Origin of the sequence: Polycladospora coralii (assembly GCF_014773435.2) — a bacterium.
In the GTDB taxonomy this organism is placed as follows: Bacteria; Bacillota; Bacilli; order Thermoactinomycetales; family Thermoactinomycetaceae; genus Polycladospora; species Polycladospora coralii.
This window is the reverse complement of the sequence record NZ_JACXAG020000001.1, coordinates 704,660-722,943: the sequence shown is the minus strand read 5'-3', so window position 1 is coordinate 722,943 and position 18,284 is coordinate 704,660. Positions and strand designations below refer to the sequence as shown.

Annotated in this window: 18 protein-coding genes and 1 pseudogene; 11 read left to right on the top strand and 8 right to left on the bottom strand. The window is 38.5% G+C overall.

All coding sequences use genetic code 11. The features are described from left to right. The first annotated feature begins 19 nt into the window (after positions 1-19). Positions 20-943 carry a patatin-like phospholipase family protein gene (locus tag IC619_RS03670; protein WP_191138785.1) on the top strand — a complete coding sequence of 308 codons (924 nt, stop codon included), beginning with the start codon at positions 20-22 and terminating at the stop codon, positions 941-943. 267 nt (positions 944-1,210) lie between these two features. Here the strand turns inward: IC619_RS03670 and IC619_RS03665 are convergent, their stop codons facing one another. Next, on the bottom strand, positions 1,211-2,029 hold the full coding sequence (locus IC619_RS03665) for an alpha/beta fold hydrolase (protein WP_213260808.1): 819 nt from the start codon (positions 2,027-2,029) through the stop codon (positions 1,211-1,213). A 407-nt stretch (positions 2,030-2,436) separates the two neighbouring features. Next, on the bottom strand, positions 2,437-2,568 hold the full coding sequence (locus IC619_RS03660) for a lmo0937 family membrane protein (protein WP_191138783.1): 132 nt from the start codon (positions 2,566-2,568) through the stop codon (positions 2,437-2,439). Between the two features lie 216 nt (positions 2,569-2,784). On the opposite strand from IC619_RS03660, the gene IC619_RS03655 reads away from it, so the two are divergent. The 3 genes from IC619_RS03655 (at position 2,785) to IC619_RS03645 (ending at position 6,070) form a co-directional block, all read left to right on the top strand. Beyond that, positions 2,785-4,458: a S8 family peptidase gene (locus tag IC619_RS03655; RefSeq protein ID WP_191138782.1), complete on the top strand. Its 1,674-nt coding sequence runs from the start codon at positions 2,785-2,787 to the stop codon at positions 4,456-4,458. 239 nt (positions 4,459-4,697) lie between these two features. Continuing rightward, positions 4,698-5,051 (top strand): DoxX family protein, encoded by a 354-nt coding sequence (locus IC619_RS03650; protein WP_191138781.1) that lies wholly within the window; start codon positions 4,698-4,700, stop codon positions 5,049-5,051. A 155-nt stretch (positions 5,052-5,206) separates the two neighbouring features. Then, positions 5,207-6,070, top strand: coding sequence for a DUF6612 family protein (locus tag IC619_RS03645; RefSeq protein ID WP_191138780.1), 864 nt, complete (start codon positions 5,207-5,209; stop codon positions 6,068-6,070). Positions 6,071-6,118: 48 nt separating this feature from the next. Here the strand turns inward: IC619_RS03645 and IC619_RS03640 are convergent, their stop codons facing one another. After that, positions 6,119-7,426, bottom strand: a complete 1,308-nt coding sequence (locus IC619_RS03640; protein WP_191138779.1) for a hypothetical protein — start codon at positions 7,424-7,426, stop codon at positions 6,119-6,121. Between the two features lie 238 nt (positions 7,427-7,664). Between IC619_RS03640 and IC619_RS03635 the strand changes: the two genes are divergently transcribed. The 7 genes and pseudogenes from IC619_RS03635 (at position 7,665) to IC619_RS03600 (ending at position 14,165) form a co-directional block, all read left to right on the top strand. Further along, positions 7,665-8,072 carry a hypothetical protein gene (locus IC619_RS03635; RefSeq protein WP_191138778.1) on the top strand — a complete coding sequence of 136 codons (408 nt, stop codon included), beginning with the start codon at positions 7,665-7,667 and terminating at the stop codon, positions 8,070-8,072. A gap of 320 nt (positions 8,073-8,392) precedes the next feature. Beyond that, positions 8,393-9,489: pseudogene (gene msrB / locus IC619_RS17280) on the top strand (peptide-methionine (R)-S-oxide reductase MsrB). A gap of 2 nt (positions 9,490-9,491) precedes the next feature. Beyond that, positions 9,492-10,913: a dihydrolipoyl dehydrogenase family protein gene (locus tag IC619_RS03620; protein WP_191138776.1), complete on the top strand. Its 1,422-nt coding sequence runs from the start codon at positions 9,492-9,494 to the stop codon at positions 10,911-10,913. A 9-nt stretch (positions 10,914-10,922) separates the two neighbouring features. Continuing rightward, complete coding sequence (locus IC619_RS03615) at positions 10,923-11,573, top strand: TVP38/TMEM64 family protein (protein WP_191138775.1); 651 nt, start codon at positions 10,923-10,925, stop codon at positions 11,571-11,573. 17 nt (positions 11,574-11,590) lie between these two features. Further along, the gene (locus IC619_RS03610) at positions 11,591-12,301 is read left to right on the top strand and encodes a response regulator transcription factor (RefSeq protein WP_191138774.1); all 711 of its coding nucleotides are present in this window, start codon (positions 11,591-11,593) and stop codon (positions 12,299-12,301) included. Further along, positions 12,298-13,344 (top strand): sensor histidine kinase, encoded by a 1,047-nt coding sequence (locus IC619_RS03605; RefSeq protein ID WP_191138773.1) that lies wholly within the window; start codon positions 12,298-12,300, stop codon positions 13,342-13,344. The genes IC619_RS03610 and IC619_RS03605 overlap by 4 nt, the downstream gene beginning before the upstream one ends. Positions 13,345-13,739: 395 nt before the next feature. Next, positions 13,740-14,165: a hypothetical protein gene (locus IC619_RS03600; RefSeq protein WP_191138772.1), complete on the top strand. Its 426-nt coding sequence runs from the start codon at positions 13,740-13,742 to the stop codon at positions 14,163-14,165. Between the two features lie 192 nt (positions 14,166-14,357). Here IC619_RS03600 and IC619_RS03595 read toward each other — a convergent pair whose 3' ends face one another. The 5 genes from IC619_RS03595 to IC619_RS03575 form a co-directional block, all read right to left on the bottom strand. Next, positions 14,358-15,707, bottom strand: a complete 1,350-nt coding sequence (locus tag IC619_RS03595) for a TrkH family potassium uptake protein (RefSeq protein WP_191138771.1) — start codon at positions 15,705-15,707, stop codon at positions 14,358-14,360. Between the two features lie 102 nt (positions 15,708-15,809). Next, complete coding sequence (locus tag IC619_RS03590; RefSeq protein WP_191138770.1) at positions 15,810-16,157, bottom strand: helix-turn-helix domain-containing protein; 348 nt, start codon at positions 16,155-16,157, stop codon at positions 15,810-15,812. A gap of 13 nt (positions 16,158-16,170) precedes the next feature. Continuing rightward, positions 16,171-16,665, bottom strand: coding sequence for a hypothetical protein (locus IC619_RS03585; protein WP_191138769.1), 495 nt, complete (start codon positions 16,663-16,665; stop codon positions 16,171-16,173). Between the two features lie 344 nt (positions 16,666-17,009). After that, the gene (locus IC619_RS03580) at positions 17,010-17,789 is read right to left on the bottom strand and encodes an SDR family NAD(P)-dependent oxidoreductase (RefSeq protein ID WP_191138768.1); all 780 of its coding nucleotides are present in this window, start codon (positions 17,787-17,789) and stop codon (positions 17,010-17,012) included. Between the two features lie 89 nt (positions 17,790-17,878). Further along, complete coding sequence (locus tag IC619_RS03575; protein ID WP_191138856.1) at positions 17,879-18,190, bottom strand: ArsR/SmtB family transcription factor; 312 nt, start codon at positions 18,188-18,190, stop codon at positions 17,879-17,881. Positions 18,191-18,284 lie beyond the last annotated feature (94 nt).

Sequence of the window (18,284 nt, the reverse complement as noted above, 5' to 3'; positions counted from 1 at the left end):
CATCATGGAGGTGATTATCATGGTACAACGAAGAAAGTATCGCATTCTCACTTTAGATGGTGGAGGAATCCGGTCCGCCTATACGGCTACCATTTTAATACGTTTAGCAGCTAAATTTCCTACCTTATTAAAATCTGTTGATCTGATTGCTGGTACATCTGCGGGTGCTGCTCTAGGCTTGGGATTGGCATCGGGCAAAACCCCACAAGAAAGCCTTCAATTTCTCATTCAAAATGCAGGCTTTGTTTTTTCTAATCCTCGTCCACCTTTAAATCAACCGGAATATTCCAATCGCAATTTAATTATTGCGATGACACAATTTCTAACAGGTACACTTCGACTTAATCAATTAAAAAAACGGGTTGTGGTACCTGCTTTTCAGGTCAGGACTCCGAGCGGTCCTTGGCGCCCAGCCGTTTTTAATAACTTTCCTGGTTCGCCCAATGCAAGTGTCAGAGTTGTAGATGCCGCCGTTGCTTCTCAATCTTTACCCATTGCATTTCCATCTTATATGAACTTCGTTGATGGCGGTGTTTTTGCAAATAATCCAAGTATGCTTGGCATTTCCTATGGGGTCGATCGGAGGTTTGGAAGGCAGAGGCTAGAAGATATTGTGTTATTATCTATTGGTACTGGTTTTAATCCCTACCGCTTAAACGGAACAGAAAATTGGGGTGCGATTCAGTGGTCTCTAAATCCGAATCGGAATGAAAAGTTCCAGCCTACTTTCCCGTTAAATACAGTGAATTCTGATGGCGTAAATGAAATCGATACACAATATAGTCAAAGTTTATTGAATGATCGCTTTAACCGTATTAACGTTAATCTTGGGGCAGAAGCGGTGGCAGCAGATGATGTGTCTGCTATTCCCAGAATGATCGCATTAGGAAAACAATCTAATCTCACAGGGGCCGAAAGCTTTATCCGTACCAGATGGTTTTAAAAAGGGATGCTAAACATATTCCAGCTCCCATTCATTGATCTTTAGGGTGGATTGTGGGGCTTTAGTCAGATAGAGTAGAGTCTCCACCTGATTCCCCGATGTTTCAGCCTTGGCTGAAACATCGGATTCACAGTTTCCTTGTCCGATTCCAAGCACTTTCATTTTAACTATGGATCAGAAGGAATCAGTTTAATCGAAATGGACAAGCTTATTGTTCTATAAAAACGATAAATAATATGTGATTTGTTCCGAAACCTTACATCGTCTCTACTTAAAAAGAAACTTCAAAATATAAGACAAAAGAATACTTGGTTGGTCTTCTTGAACCAAGTGACCTGCTCTTGGTATAGAAATGAAACTTGATTTCTTAATCTTTTTATGTAATTTTCGACCTTTTTCAATGGGTACCCATGTGTCCTCTTCTCCCCATATAATTAATACTTGCTTGTTTATAGTGTTGTAAATCGGTTCAATCTCATCAGTATACCTTTGATTTGCTTGTGCGATTTGACGATAAAAAGCTTGTTGCCCTATAGTGCCTAACCAGGGAGCCTTTATGCCTTTTAAGGTTTCCTTGTCCATCTCTTTATACATGGCTCCCTGAACATAAGTCGAAACCATTGCATCATGTATATATGCAGGTATACCTTGAAACGCAGATTCGTATTTATTTACGTGTGAGAAGAAAGGTGATCCCCATGGAGCTATTGCGACCGGGTCAATGAGTATTATTTTTTCAAAATGATGTTCTTCTAAAAGGTGAGTTCTTAAGACGGTTGTCCCACCAAAGTCATGTCCAATAATCATCGGGTTCTTTAATCCCCAAAAATCAAGAAGTTCAGAAAGCACTTTATTTTGAATCCCTAATGAGACATCTATATCAGTCTTCTCAGAATAACCATAGCCAAGAAGGTCGTAGTAGTACACAGTAAACCACTGACTAAGTGCAGGGATAATATGTCTCCAATTAAAAGAAGACCAAGGGGTTCCATGTACGAGCACAACGGAGGGGCCTTCACCTTTTATATCATAACTTATTTTTCCGTATGTTGAAGAAAAGCTCTTGGTAAGTTTATGTTGTTCCAAACATCTTACCTCCTTATATTCAGCGTTCGTATACATTATAAGTATAGCATTATCACACCATATTACCTGGTTAGTTGCAGAAGACTTACTTGACTAGCTGGTCTGTTTGGCATGATCGCTTCACGATAAAAACCCCTTTAGATAAAGCATTATCCAAACGAGTGCGATAAACTTAATATTTTTATAAATGCTTGCATTTTTTTACAAAAATGGGACTTTATTTTAGAGTCACATCGAACTTTCTTATCATGCTAAACCGATACGCTTAGAGTAAGAGCTAGAGGTGTTTCTATGGAAAAACATAATAGAAAAACCTCTAGCTCCGCTCATAGCCTATTGGTGTCGATGCCGCAGATGACTACAAGTGGAGCTGTCATAAAAATCATAATATACATATCTTATAATATTCACAATAATTCTAATATTAATAATATAGCGGCTATCACAAGTAAAACATGAATGAATCCGCCAAAACTTCTCTTTGTTAACACACCTATTAGCCATAATATTAAGGCAATTACTAATAACGTTTTAATCATGTCAGAGCACTCCTTTGTTAGTCATTAGACGGCTTATTCCTCTTGATCATTTAACTTCCCAGATTTGAAAGTCATGAAACTTCATTTTTATAATTCATTTGCAGTATGACTATAAAATGGATCTTAATAAATTCTTAATGAAAATAAATACATATAATTGAAAATAATAAATAAACTAAAAGATGTGAAAATAAATCCGTTTAGGAGAGATGTGTGATGAGACGACTGTACCTAAGCTCGTGTATGGCGATTCTGCTTGTTTTTTCAAGTCTAGCTATGTTTCAACCGGCCAACTCCTTAGCTACAAACCAATTACAATGGATAAAGCAGGATGGAAGTAAAGTATTTAGTAATCTGATGCCATACATGCATGCAAAGGAAAATGATAAAAAGGTTCCTGTTATTATTACTTTGTCGGATCGCAAGGAAGCTTTAACGCTACAAAAAAATATGCCGAAATTAACGATTAAAAAATCTTATCGTACCTTGCCTATGGTGGCAGCCTATGTGAATATAAGCGAAATTGAAGCATTAGTGAATATGAAGCAAGTGAAGCAAATTGAATATGATAGTACTGTAAAGGCGCATATGTACAAATCAACAATCTGGTTTGGCTCGCATGAAGTGAATAAGGAAAACAAGTTAAATATAGATGGAGATATGGATGGAGATTCAACATCTTATTCGAAAGAGGATGCCACAATCGCCATTGTTGATACTGGCATTGATCCTAATCATGTCAATTTAGATGGCGGTAAGGTAGTAGGTTGGTATGATGGGATTAATGGTCGATCCCAACCATACGATGACCAAGGTCATGGCACACATGTAGCAGGAATTGCTGCTGGTGAGGGGAGTAGAGAACAGTACAAGGGTGCCGCACCTGGTGCTTCCTTAGTGGGAGTGAAAGTGCTTAATTCCATTGGTAGTGGTACTTTTAGTGGTGTATTGGCAGGAATAGACTGGGTTATTGCGAATAAAGAAGTGTATGGTATCGATGTGTTAAATATGAGCTTAGGTGCGGGTGGAAGTTCAGATGGAAATGATGCGCTTTCACAAGCCGTTAATCAGGTAGCAGCAGCAGGCATTGTACCCGTTGTATCGGCTGGAAATGGAGGTCCAAACGAACGAACGATTAGTACACCTGCAGCAGCTCAAGATGCGATTACAGTTGGAGCGCTGGCAGACCCCTCTAGGGGTGGATTTGCCTTAGCGAGCTTTTCTAGTCGGGGGCCAACAGCAGATGGAAGGGTAAAGCCGGATATCTCAGGGCCGGGTGTTAATATCATAGCTCCGCGAGCCAACAGTGGTGATCAGTATATTGCATACAGCGGCACAAGTATGGCCTCGCCCTACGTGGCAGGTAGTGTGGCGCTTATGATAGCAGCAAATCCAAACCTGACATACTCCGAAATAAAATCAATTTTAGTCGAAACGGCCCATGATATGGGGCCACGTGGTGTTGATTATTATTATGGAATTGGAAAAATTAACACATATGGTGCCGTTCAAATTGCAAAAAATGGCCAAATCACAGAGGGGCTATTTACTCCTAACCTGAAGTATGGAGAAGAAGATTTGCCGAGTTCAAACATCAGTGATACGTGGCAGATTGACACGCAAAAACTAGAAAATGGCGTTCCTATCTCTGTATCGTTAACTATTCCAAATTGGAGCTTTGCTAAAGATTTTGATTTGTATCTGTATGATGCGGATAACAAACTAGTAAGTTCTAGTACAGGTAATAGCCCCTTCAAACATATTTATTATCAACCTACCACTAAAGGCATATATACCATTCAAATAAAAGCAACTTCAGGAACAGGAGATTATTTCATCGATGTAAGTGCTTATACAGCACCGTTTAGCTTGATAGCGGATGATCAATAAAAGGATCAAATGGGAGGCGCCTTTTCAGCAAAGGCGCCTCTGTTTGATCTTTGCATTTTTTGTATATCGAATTGTAAATAGAGGAAGTAGCATCTCATTGAATTAATAAAAAATAGGAACTTAGGCAGAATTCATTATTTTCATTTAAAAAACATATATTAAAGGGTATGACTTTGGTATGATCGATATAGGATGTCATATTTATTATTCGTAATAATAGGAATCGAAAGGAGATAAAAATGAAAATTGCAGTTAAAGGCATACAGGCTTTAGTTGGTCTAGCGTTTATCTTTTTTGGAAGTATGCCACTATTGAATGCTGAGGCATTAGCAGGTCAAATGGATCAGTTTGGATTGCCCGTTTGGTTTATGTATGTAACCGGTGTTTTAGAAATAATAGGTGGGATTGGTTTGTTGGCAGGGCTTTGGAAGCATAAGTATGGACTTTGGGGTGCAGGGTTGTTAGCTGTGATCATGGTGGGAGCAATTGGCGTCCATATTCTTGCTGGGGATGGCTTAACGAAAACCTTTCCTGCAATACTTTTTCTGTTGTTAACCCTATTTATTGGTTATGGTCAACGCTTTACGAAGTAAGATAAGAAAGACTTTGGCTTCATCGTATAAGTTTCATGATTGATATAACTATATTTCTTAACCCAATTTTTAATAACCCTATCAATATATCTGGAAACAGAATGTTTCCTATGATATATTGATAGGGTTTTAATTTAATAATAGGAGATGTTTTAATGTTAAGATCGTTACTGACTTTCATCATTATTAGTTCTTTGCTAACAGGTTGTGCTTCAGCCGTAAATGGTGTGAAACAACAGGAAGTAGTTAAAAAAGAAGAGAAAATGACAGTAGAAACAATAACAGAAAAAATGATGGACTCTATGAAGAAGGCAAGAGGATATGCATTGGAAACTGATTTAGATATGGCAATATCACCGATAGATGACTATGAGCCATTGATGGAGGCTAAGGTAAATATGCAACAAGATGTAGCCGATGGTAATTATTACTTGAATTATGAGATGGAAGGGGCCACAATTGACGGAAATATATCTCAAAGGATGGAAATGTACAAAAATGAGAACGCGATGTTTATGTACTTACCTATGGAAGAAAGATGGGGGAAACTTCCCTATAATCAAGATTTTATGAATCAATTAACACATGGCGCGACTGTGAAAGGAATCTTACAAAAAATCGTTAGGATTACTAAATTAAAAGAGGATGTTTCATTCACAGAAGACGATTCATATTTTATAATTGAATTTCGTACTCAAGATGAAAAGGTTTTAAGTGAACTAGCACAAAAAGACATTCAAGCGTTACCAAATAACCAACTAAAAAATGAAGGTATTCAATTTGATGATATGTCCATGTATTTATGGATTGATAAGAATAGCTATCGGCTCACGAGACAGAAGGTACTTCTGAAAGCGACTCTTATTGAAGCTGATAATTCGCTCCAAACGAATAAAAAGTTGAATTTTGACTTTAACTCAATAACTGAGTTTAAGAATGAGATCCATGATGTTGCGATTCCTAAAGAAGTATTAGAGGCTGAAACGATCGAAATGCCATTAGTTAGTGATAGCCTATGACCCATAACTACAAAAAAATGCTCTCATATTTCAGAGAGCATTTTTTATCTATAAATTTTCATCAATGTTGGTTAATATCTCAGCCCGTAACTCAACTAGTTCAGGATACTGATAAAAAAAGGCGATTTTTTGGTTCGATATTTTGTTCAATTCCTTTGGTGGAGGATTAAATATAAAGTATGAGAAGGATTCCATCATATCTGAAACGGCATCCTGAGTTGCAAATTCATTTAAAAACTCGGACTGATGATTTTTATAAAATTGTAAGCGATGCTCTGTATTATTAATAGTATCCAAGAAACTCCAAGGCTTCTCTATATCTTTCCAATAAGCTTGATAGAATTGGTTAATATATGAGTCCTCATAGCTACAACCAGACCAATACCTATAATAATAATTTTTACAGTTATCCGTTGCAACATATTCAATGGAATCTTCATAACTTGAAATAATTTCACCAAGCTGGTATATAAAAGAATTAATATAAGCTTTTTTATTAAATGAAGGGGAGATATTCATTCCCAAACCCCAACCATATTGATCGTAATTCAACTCGGTTAAATAATCTTCATAGGCAAAAAAATAGAGATTATCTAATTTATGTGCATGTTTTTCAGGGATGATGGAATTCCAGAAGTTCCAAAGCTGTTCTATTTTTTGGGGGGGATCTTTCACTTGTTGCCAATCGTCATTTTGGTCTATATCTAGGGGTTCGGGAACGAGTGCTAAGTTTTCAATTTCATACATCCCCAGTTGCTTATACTCTTTATTACTAGAATAGCTGGTATAAACATCTAAGATGTTCCCATGTTTCTTTTTGATTTTAGTAAGCATTTTATTGCCGATTTCTTCACATGCATTCGGATCGCAAAAGGGCTGCTCTTTTTGTTTTAATGGATAATCAGCTAATTGTATCACTTCTTTTTTAGTAGTTATCTTTTTTTCGGGCTCTGTCTTTACATGAGACCAGAGTGAAGTATGAGGAAGTATAATCTCTTTATATAAAGATTTTCCATTTCCTTCAAAGTTGTATTGATACTCCTGTCCTCGATAATATACGATTAGATCTAATCTATCTGAGAAAAGAGTTGTATATTTACCATCCTGATCTTTAAACTCATCCCCAGGATATGGAGCTGTTTCATTTCTCCAACTATCCTTATCTCCCCATTTCAGATTAAAGTTGGCACCTGTCCGCTTTCCGTCTAGGGTTTTAAATACAAGAGTGATTTCAGTAACTAGGGATTCATCTTCTTTTTTTGTATCAGAAATCTTTGGTTTGTCCATAGATAGGTACCAATAGATTCCACCGCTAATGAGTACCAATAAAGCTATAATTCCTATAATACGTTTCATAAATACCCTCCAAATTCAAATAAAACTAGTATACCATCTTCACATGTTTTGTAAAGATTTGTTAGTTCGACTTAATATTACAAAAATAGATGGATGGAATAAGAAAAGAGCTTGTATCTGCTAATTATTACTAGATGGGTAAAAATACCATTATTAATTTATTCAAATAGTGCTTTCACAAGTTATAATAAATGTATAATTCAATTCTTAATCTTTTTAAAGTAAAGGCGGGATAGGGTTGTCACAGTTAAAAGGACAAAATAGGATGTTTATCATTAAGCTTTTCCTACTCAATGTTGTGGTTTATGGTTTAACCTTAGCTTTTTTCTATCTTACTGCCTATTTTAATTTCGCTGTTATGCCAGTTTTTATCGGGGGTATAAGTGTTGTTGCTTATATTTGGTTGTGGATGAAAATGGGCCGGCAATTTAGTGGGCGTAAAAAAGAGAGACTATTGGTAGCACTAGGAGGAAATAGCTTTTTCTTAATCATCGGGCTCTTTTCGTTGTATGCGCTTATGAATACATCTCCGCATTCTATGGAAGTGTTGGGATCTCTTGTTGCATTACTCTCATTCATCGTAAGTGTATGCGCTTTTTTGATTAGTATGATGGTTGTATATCTATCAAGTGGTAAGAAAAGATAGTTTGAAAAATATCAGCATCATTTGAAGAAGCCGCTCTTCTATTGGAAAATAGAGAGCGTTTTTGTTGTGTTAAGAAATGCAAGACTTTTGCAATACATTTTGCATCACTATGATAGATCCATTTTGTATCATAAATGCAACCTATTTATTTAACGATTTATGTGGGAGGGCGTGTATCGATTTTGATGAAGAAATGGTTAAAAAGAGGCGTATATGTCATAGGTGCTTTTATTCTTTTATTTATAGGCGTAAAATCAATAAATAGTTTGTTATACAAGTCAACAGGTAGTGTTGAACTTCAAGTAGATGTAGATAGTGAGATGAAGGAAGTAGCTACTTTCGCAGGGGGGTGTTTCTGGTGCATGGAACCTCCTTTTGAAAAGCTAGCAGGTGTTAAAAGCGTAGTTTCGGGATATACAGGTGGCACAACACCAAATCCGACATACAAACAAGTAACTTTAGGCGATACGGGTCATGTAGAAGCTGTACAAGTAATTTATGATCCTAGCCAGGTTTCCTATGAAGAGTTACTTGATGTATATTGGCGACAAATTGATCCCACAGATCCGTCTGGTCAGTTTGTGGATCGTGGATCATCCTATACCACAGCCATTTTTTATCATCATGCATCACAAAAAATGGCAGCAGAAAAATCAAAAAAAGAACTGGCTTTATCAGATAGGTTCTCTATGTCGTTAGTCACGGAAATTCGTGCGGCGGATACTTTTTATAGAGCTGAAGAATATCATCAAGATTATTATAAAAAGAATACATTTCAATACCAAATATATCGAAAGAACTCGGGGAGAGATCAGTATTTGGACGAGGTTTGGCAGGATGAAAGATAATATGGTTTGGAATGAAAGGATGGAGACTCATGCGTGAATTTCCCATGAAAGGTGTGATTGTACTTACTGTTATCGGTTTGCTACTCTCAGGTTGTAGACTTGATACAGAAATGATTCAGGAGCAAGTAGCAGATCCCTATCATGCAGAGAAGGAGCAGCTTACAGCATTACAGTATAAAGTGACTCAGAAAAATGGAACAGAACCAGCTTTTCAAAATGTATATTGGAATCACAAGGAAGAAGGACTATATGTAGATATTGTATCGGGTGAACCTTTATTTACCTCATTAGATAAGTATGAATCAGGCACTGGATGGCCCAGTTTTACAAAACCGATAACGGAGGATGCTGTGGTTGAAGTGGAAGACTTTGGTTTTGGAATGATACGGACGGAGGTGCGAAGTGTAAAAGCGGACTCCCATCTTGGTCATGTTTTTGATGATGGTCCTGCACCAACAGGAAGACGTTATTGTATCAATTCAGCCGCACTGCGGTTTGTACCCTTAGCAGAGTTAGAAGATGAAGGATACGGAGAATTTACATCTTTGTTTAAACAAGGGGGATTATGAAGATGAAAAAATATGACCTGATTGTATTAGGTGGTGGTGCAGGGGGCCTCGTCGCGGCTGCGGGTGCAGCGAGCTTTGGGGCTAAAGTGGCCTTAATCGATCCTGGTCCTTTGGGTGGAGATTGCTTGTGGACTGGATGTGTGCCAACGAAATCTTTCATTCATTCGTCAAAACTTATCTATACGGCGAAATCGGCTGGTGAATTTGGGCTTAAGACGGAAGGAAAACCTGAGTTTAAAGAAGCTAAAGCTCGACTTGAGCGAGCGATCCAAACCATTCAAAAACATGATGATCCACAGCGTTTCATCGATATGGGGATCGATTATTATGATGGACGTGGCAGCTTCGCTGGTAAACATGAAATGATAATTGATGGTTCTGAAAAAATATATGGTAAACGTATTGTGATCGCAACGGGAGCGCGTCCTTTTATTCCGCCAATTCAAGGTTTACGGGAAGCAGGATATGAGACCAACGAAACCATTCTAAAACGGTCACAAACACCGAAGTCCTTGCTTGTCATCGGGGGAGGGCCCATTGGATTAGAATACGCTCAAGCCTTTGCTCGTTTTGGAAGTCAAGTCACAGTTGTGGAAATGGCCCCATCAATCTTGATCCATGATGATGAGGATTGCATTCCTCCTGTCATGAAAACATTAAAAGAGGAAGGAATTCAGATTTTTACGGGTGCTGAAATAAAAGAAGTTAGCGTGACGAAAGAAGCGAAACAAGTGGTGATGATTCACCAAGGCAAAGAAAAGAAGATTGCGGTTACAGATATACTCGTTGCTACAGGACGAACCCCCAATATTGAAGCATTAAATTTAGATTCGGTGGGGATTCAGACCGAACGAGGCGTAATTGTGGTGAATGACCGCTTGCAAACCACCTTGAAGCATGTTTATGCGGTTGGGGATGTGATTGGCAAGTTTGCTTTCACACATGCAGCCGGGGAAGAGGGGAAACTGGTTGTTTCAAATGCAGTGCTGGGCTTGCGACGTAAAATAAACTATCAACATCTCCCGTGGGTTACTTATACGGATCCGCAAGTTTTTCATCTAGGAATGACAGAAAGAGAAGCCAGACAGAAAGATACCAAAATTCAGGTTTACAAAACGACACTAGCTGAAGCGGATCGTTTTATAACAGAACAAGCGGAGGCGGGACTTGTCAAAATAATTACCGACAAGCGTGGTGTGATATTAGGAGCACACGCGGTCGGCTCTGATGCGGGAGATTGGATGCAAGAGATTGTGTTTGCGAAGCGATATGGTCATAAAATTGGGGATTTATCACAAGTGATTCATCCCTATCCAGCGCGGACAGGTGCCTTGCAAAAAACGGCTGATTTATTCTGGAGAGATAAACTGTTTTCGAGTAAAATAACGAAATGGATTGCACGATATGTGCGGTGGTTTAGATGAGGGATGAAAATGAAAAGGAATAACTTAAAATTGGTTATATGGTTGTTCATTATTGGAGTAGGCGTATTTGTGTTGCAGTATTTTGATTTGACCCAATTTACACCTGATAAAATTCAGGCCTTCATTCTCTCATTTGGGGTGTGGGCTCCTATACTATATATCTTCTTATATGCGGTTCGTCCACTGTTTTTCTTTCCAGCGCTGATCTTAACGCTAACAGGAGGACTCACATTTGGACCGTTTTGGGGTACATTATACGATTTAATTGGCGCTTCATTAGGCGCTTATCTTGCATTTGGCATCTCAAGATGGTTAGGTAGAGATACAGTACGTAAGTTAATAGGAAAGAGATTGCAATCCTTCGAGGCTCAAGCAGATAAATACGGTTTTCGAACGATATTATTTTTAAGATTAGTACCTCTTGTTCCCTTTGATGTCATCAATTATGGTGCAGGTCTTACCAAAATTCGCTTTCGAGATTATGCAATTGCTACTACAATAGGCATTATACCGGGAGCATTTGCTTTTAACTACCTGGGTTCATCCCTACATCACATTTTTTCACCTACTTTTTTTGTAGCGGTTGGCTTTGTGGTGTTGCTATCCATTACCCCATTGATATATAAGAAGTGGAGAACGAAGAAAGATGAAGATGAATGAAAGGAGGAGAAAACCGGATGACCAAAGCGCGTATTTTAATGATAGAAGATGAATCGAGTATTCGTGAGGTTTGTAAGCGTTACTTGGAGCGAGAAGGCTATGAGGTTTATGCAGCCATAAATGGTGTAGAAGGATTGCATGCTTTTTTGCATCATAAACCGGACTTAGTGATCTTAGATTTAATGATGCCAGAAAAAGATGGTTGGCAATTATGTGAAGAGATTCGCCTGCACTCTGATGTTCCGATCATGATGTTGACAGCACGTGGCGAAGAACGGGATCGTATCTTGGGACTGACGATCGGAGCAGACGATTATTTAACTAAGCCCTTCTCACCACGGGAGCTTGTATTACGCGTCCAAGTTATACTACGACGAATGAAAACGATGAGCAATCCTTCTACTTCATCGCAAATTCTTCAATATCCAGATCTGAAAATCGATATGGCTACGCGGCGTGTTGAAGTATATGGCAATGAATTGGAGCTGACTGTGAAAGAGTTTGATCTGCTTTTACTATTAGCACAGCATCCTAGACAAGTTTTCTCTAGAATGCAATTATTGGATCGTATTTGGGGAAGTACCTATGAAGGAGATCGCAATGTGGTAACTGTGATTGTTAGTCGTCTACGTGAGAAATTAGAGCAAAATCCTTCTAAACCGAGGTGGGTGCACACGGTGTGGGGGATTGGATATCGGTTTGAACCAACTGAAGGAGAGGAGCTATGAGACTACGTCATCAGCTGATCATCATTAATTTACTGTGTCATGGCATTATGATTGCTGCGCTTATTGTCTGCTATGTCCAGATGGTGTTAACTTTTGAGCAAGTACGTTTTTTTATCAGTATTGCTTTCATCGCCGTTTTGGTCTCAATCATCGCCTACTGGCTTATGACATTACCGATTCAAAAGTCGATTGAACAATTGATGCGTGTGACGAATCAGATCAGCCGACGTGATTTTTCAGAAATACGTGTAAGTGAGCGTGGACCTCAAGAGTTTCGTGATTTGGAAGTTGCTTTTACACAAATGGGACGTAAATTAAACCAAAGCTTTCAGCAACTAGAGGATGGAGAGCGTGCTAGAAGGGAATTGATTGCGAATGTCTCTCATGACTTAAGAACACCTATCGCAGTTGTACAATCGATGCTTGAAGCGCTACAAGATGATTTGATAAAAGATCAGGAAACTAGAGAACGCTACTTTACGACAAGTCTCAAAGAAATAGAGCGGTTAAGTAGTTTGATCCATGATTTATTTGAACTATCTAAGCTAGAAGCGGGTCAGGAGCGTTTTGAGCCCATACGAGCTGACCTAGAAAGTATCTTGTTAGAAGTATTAGATGCTCATACTGTTGTGATACAAGAGAAAAAGATTGACTTGCAAGTCAAGGTGCCTGAACAGCTTCCTTTTTTGTATATGATGCCGAATAAAATCATACGCGTGATCGGTAATCTTCTGCAAAATGCAATCCGTCACTCACCACCTAATGGAATCATTCAAATCTTGATTCAAATGTATGAAAGTGAACAAAAAATCGAAGTGGTTGTTCGTGACGAAGGTGAAGGCGTAGCGATAACAGATCAGGATCGGATCTTCGAACGTTTTTATCGAACGGACTTGTCTAGAAACAAAGAATCGGGAGGATCAGGACTAGGTTTAGCGATCGCCAAATCTGTTGTCGAGCTACACGGAGGAGAAATCGGCGTGCGCAAACCCGAAAATCAGCGACAAGGGAGTGAGTTTTGGTTTACCATTCCATTAGCGTGATAGAGTGGATAGGAAAAAGAAGAATGATGGGGAATATCGAAAGTGTATTTTGAGTGGACATTACTACACGGATGAGACTGAACCATCGATACTAGCAGCATTGCTTAAGATTAGAGGATACGACGATCTGTCCCAAAAAGACAGATCGTTTTTTATGATATGCAAATGGCGTGCGCTATATAATTCAAAAAGAGGCTATTCCCTCGTTGTCTCCTAGCGTACTCAAAGACCTTCAGCCTTGGCTGAAACGTGTTTACTTGTAGCTGTCTCTTCACATTTGTTGAAGAGACAGCTACAAGTGTTTTTTTGTAATGAGTACAATCATATTATGAAAATATGAATATATTAATTAATGAGACAAACAAAGTTTTTTGTTTTCGCATCGAGGAGGGAGATTGTTAAATATGCAATCCGTTTCTGCTGATGTCTTTCGCAAAAATACCAAAAGTTTTTCTCCTAACGAAGTATTAACTTTCACAAATGTAGGTAATCAACAGGGAGTATTTGTAAACCGAAATCGTTTAGGTGAAATAGATGCTTTAATTACAACGCGTTCAGGGACATATCAAATTGACTGGATTGTGCAAGCGATATCATCTGCTCCTGTCGTTATAGAATTAAATATTAATCGGGGAGCGATTACGCGAAGATATGCTGAAAGTAAAGATGAGATTGACCAATTAATTGGCTATAACAATATTACAGTACCCGCTTTCAGTATCATTCGTTTGGTGAATCGGGGAAAAAGAACCGTAACGGTTACGGCACCAGCGTCAGTTTCAGGTACGATCCTATCGTTATTGAAGATACATCGGTTATAAATCTTAATGGCATGCGAAGAGGGGGATTGTTGAATTTTTCCTCGCTTTGAAGTGGTTATCAATTGCTCATCTAATTGTGTTCAGTGGGATAAGTACATTCGGGGTTAGTCTGTTTCTCATCATTTCATTAAAAGCTATTCTTACTGTGGAGCTGCTAGGCAAATATGCTTAGCAGCTTTTACTGATCTCTGCTTACCCAAGGATAAGCGGTTCGGTTGGATACCGAATCGATTCTTTTGTTTTATTATGCGCCAGTGCAAATAAGAGCGACAAGGGACCGATTCTCCCCATAAACATGGTAACAATAATGAATAGTTTTCCGGGTAGAGAGAGCTCTGGTGTTAAACCGAGTGATAATCCAGCAGTTCCAGCTGCAGAAACCGCTTCAAATAAGATCACATTAAAGTTTTGTGTTTCGGTTATGCTTAGTAGGATCGTAAGTAAGGGGATAAGAGCAAAGTACATCATCGTAATACCGAGTGCACGATACATGAAGTCATTCGAAATACGACGCTTAAAAACTTCAATGTCTTCTTTTCTGCGAATCATAGCCCATACGGTGAGGTATATGAGTGCAATCGTGGTGGTCTTAATTCCTCCACCAGTTGAATTTGGTGATGCGCCAATTAACATAACAAGCATAAACAACATCTGTGTAGGCAGATAGCTATCTGCTGCATTGAGTGTACTAAAACCGGCTGTTCGAGGAACAGAGCCTTGGAAAAGGCCGACTGTCAGCTTTTCTTGCAAGCTTAGTGCGCCTAGTGTGTGGGGGTTATTCCACTCTAATATTAAAAAGAGGACTGTACTGATCGCTATGATCAACCCTGTTACAGTGAGGGTGAGTTTAACATGTAAGCTCAGACGGCGTGTTTTCGGATAGTTAATCAGGCCGATCACAACAAGAAATCCAATTCCTCCTGTTAGGGTGAGGGCAGTAATTGTAAAATTGACGAGTGGATCAGTCGCATAGTAAATTAGGCTACTGAACTCTTCATGGACATGACCAAAAAGGTCAAAACCAGAGTTGTTAAAAGCAGAAATAGAGTGAAAAAGAGCATAATATGTCCCTTGTGATATACCCATATCAGGAACGAAACGGATCGCAAGTAATATCATTCCTATGAATTCTGCAATGAAAGAAATGGTAAAAACAGATACCACTAACTTTACCAAACCTTGTAAATCAGAGTTGTGAAAAGCCTGCTGAATAACCATGCGCTCTTTTAAGCCAATTTTTTTCCCCAGTAGAATAGAAAGCAGTACGCTAAATGTCATAAAGCTAAGTCCACCAATTTGAATGGAAAGCATAATCACAGTTTCACCAAAACGACTAAATGTAGCCGCTGTATCTTGTACAACAAGGCCTGTAACACAGGTAGCAGACGTAGCTGTAAAGATCGCATCGATAAAGCTTACTTTGACACCCGGTTCTGCTGAAATAGGTAAATAGAGCAGAATGGAACCAATCAAAATGTTTAACAAAAAGCCAGAGATAAAAATTTGTAAAGGAGATAGTCGTTGTAATATTTTTTGTATCATTAAAAATAAAACCTTCCTATGATCAAATGAAAGAAGCACCCTCAATTAGAGGGTGCATGAAAAGTTTATCCAAAAGGAGGTGATAAAGCAACAACACTCCTATTAATAGCTGGAAGAAATACTTGCCTTGCCCTGATCGGGAGCGAGAGGGGTCTCCCCAAATTCGATTTGTATCTTTTTCATCCCTAAGGTTTTTAGGACTTTATCAAATGTGTCAGCCGTAATGCCAGGTGTTCCACCTTCTAGGCGTGATATTGTAGCTTGTGTCATGGGGTGGCCGGTTACAGCTTTAATTTGGCGGGCGAGCTCGGCTTGAGTCCAGCCTAATTCCAGACGACGTTCGAGGATAATGTCTCTCATCTGTACCGGAAAGTTTTCCATAAACTCCTTCACTTGAGGTATATTATCAATAAAATGTAGTAACTCTTCCTGATTATTGGGCTTTTTCATTCTAAAGCACTCCCTATACGTATTTGGACGGATCTCGCATGAAATGGTGATAGCTTTTGCGTGCCTCTGATACCATTTTCTCAAATACTGTATCTGTAGGCTCTTTTTGAATGATGGCGTCCGTACAGAACAGGTATTGGGTGTAGTCTTTGTTGTATGAAAATAGAATCATTCGAAATGAATATCCATGTTCACGTTGATCTGTTGGAAAATGGTTATGATTAACACTGAATTCATATAGAGGTTTATTTAGTCCAATTTTCTTGATGAGATTAGCTGTTAAGGAATAACCTTTTTCATTTGCAACAATGAGTTGATGTTCTCTAAACTGATCCCATTCGATAATTCCTCTCAATTCAATATCACGAATGCCTAGACGAATTAACTGTAATAATTGAACGGATAATTGATCACCATTAGAAGCTTTTCGAGCAATAGAGAAAATAGTGTCGAGTGCAAGCTGATTGCCATTTTCATCTGGCAAATAAATAACTTTGGCTCTGTTCATATTATACGATATAGGATATGAAATGTCTAAACATTTATATCCTATATAATATCCCCCTCTCGCCATACAATTCGTGATTAGGTTTAAAAATATGTTTAATGTTTCGATCTTTTATATTCATTCTCATTATAACGAATATTGAAGTAAAAGTATAATCGGAATAAACGAGGCGGTTAGCATATAGAGGTATAGGTAAGAGTAGATGTATTCATTTTAACTATTTTAACAATTTATCATTGTCTATTTTGCTTTTTCAGACGAGTTGTTCGCTTCTTCCTGCGGGTTTTGGGGAGGCATTTTCGCTCAAAATACACTCCCTTATTTTGATAACGGTTATCGAAGAATTAAGATTGTGAAGTTTTCTTTTTCATTGCTGTGCCAAAAATGGCGGTTAGTAATTTTCGAGGTAATAGACGTGGCAATAAAGTTAAAAGTGTATTAGAGAGGCCATCAACAGTATGTGATTTACCACGATCTAACGCACGAAAGGTACTATCAACAACTTGTTCAGGTGTACGGAATTCTCGTTGCTTGATATCTAAAGGTGCTTGGGCAAAGAAATTGGTATCTGTGGTTCCTGGGCATATTGCGATCACACGAATTCCTTGACTCATATATTCCCTTGATATTCCCTCACTAAACGATAATACAAATGCTTTGCTTGCGGCGTATACCGACATGTAGGGAGAGGAGAAGAAAGACATCAGAGAAGCGACATTAATGACATCGCCATATCCTTTCTTTACCATTGCAGGTAAGAGTAAATGCGTTAATTCCATAAGCGTAGTTATATTCAACATGACCATACGATGGTTTTCTTCAAACGTATGATCTATGAATGGACCAGAGGCACCCACACCGGCATTATTGACGAGGATATCTACATGTAATGATCGTTCGTTTAGTTCATGATAAAGCTTTTTGGCAGCATATGCTTCACTTAAATCGATTGGTATAACGTAAGATGTGATTTGAAATTGGTTGTTTAAATCATTAGCTAATGCCTCTAATTTGTCAGTTGAGCGTGCAACAAGGATTAAGTTATGTCCCATGGAAGCGAGTCGATATGCATATGCTTTACCAAGACCAGATGATGCGCCAGTTATTAGTGCGGTTTTTTTCAAAGTCATTCACTCCAATTCGCGTAAGTTTAGTATCTAAGCGTTTAAACATATAAACATTTAAAGCGTATGCTAGTAGAAGCGAAGCTTCCCTAGTTGTCTTTTTCACAAGCTTTCTCTACTGTGTATACAAGTTGTTTAAGTAAAGAAGTAGCGTCATCTAAGGTAAGATAGTAATAGTGAGAAGTACCTTGTTTGTGAATTGCAACGATACCAAGATCTCGCAGTACCTTCAAATGATGAGAAATTGCCGGTCGTGATAAGGTAGCATGATTTGCAATTTCATTGACACTTAAATGCTCATGTTGAGCTAACATGAGAATAATATCTTGTCGTGCTGGATCGCTTAGTGCATGAAACAGGGGGATGCATGAGCGAAATACTTCAACTGCCTCTTCTTTCAAGATAATGCGCCAACCTTTCTTTGGTTTAAACATTTAAACGCATTATAAACTGATGCAAATAAGAAGTCAATGGCATATCAGCCTGCATTTAATC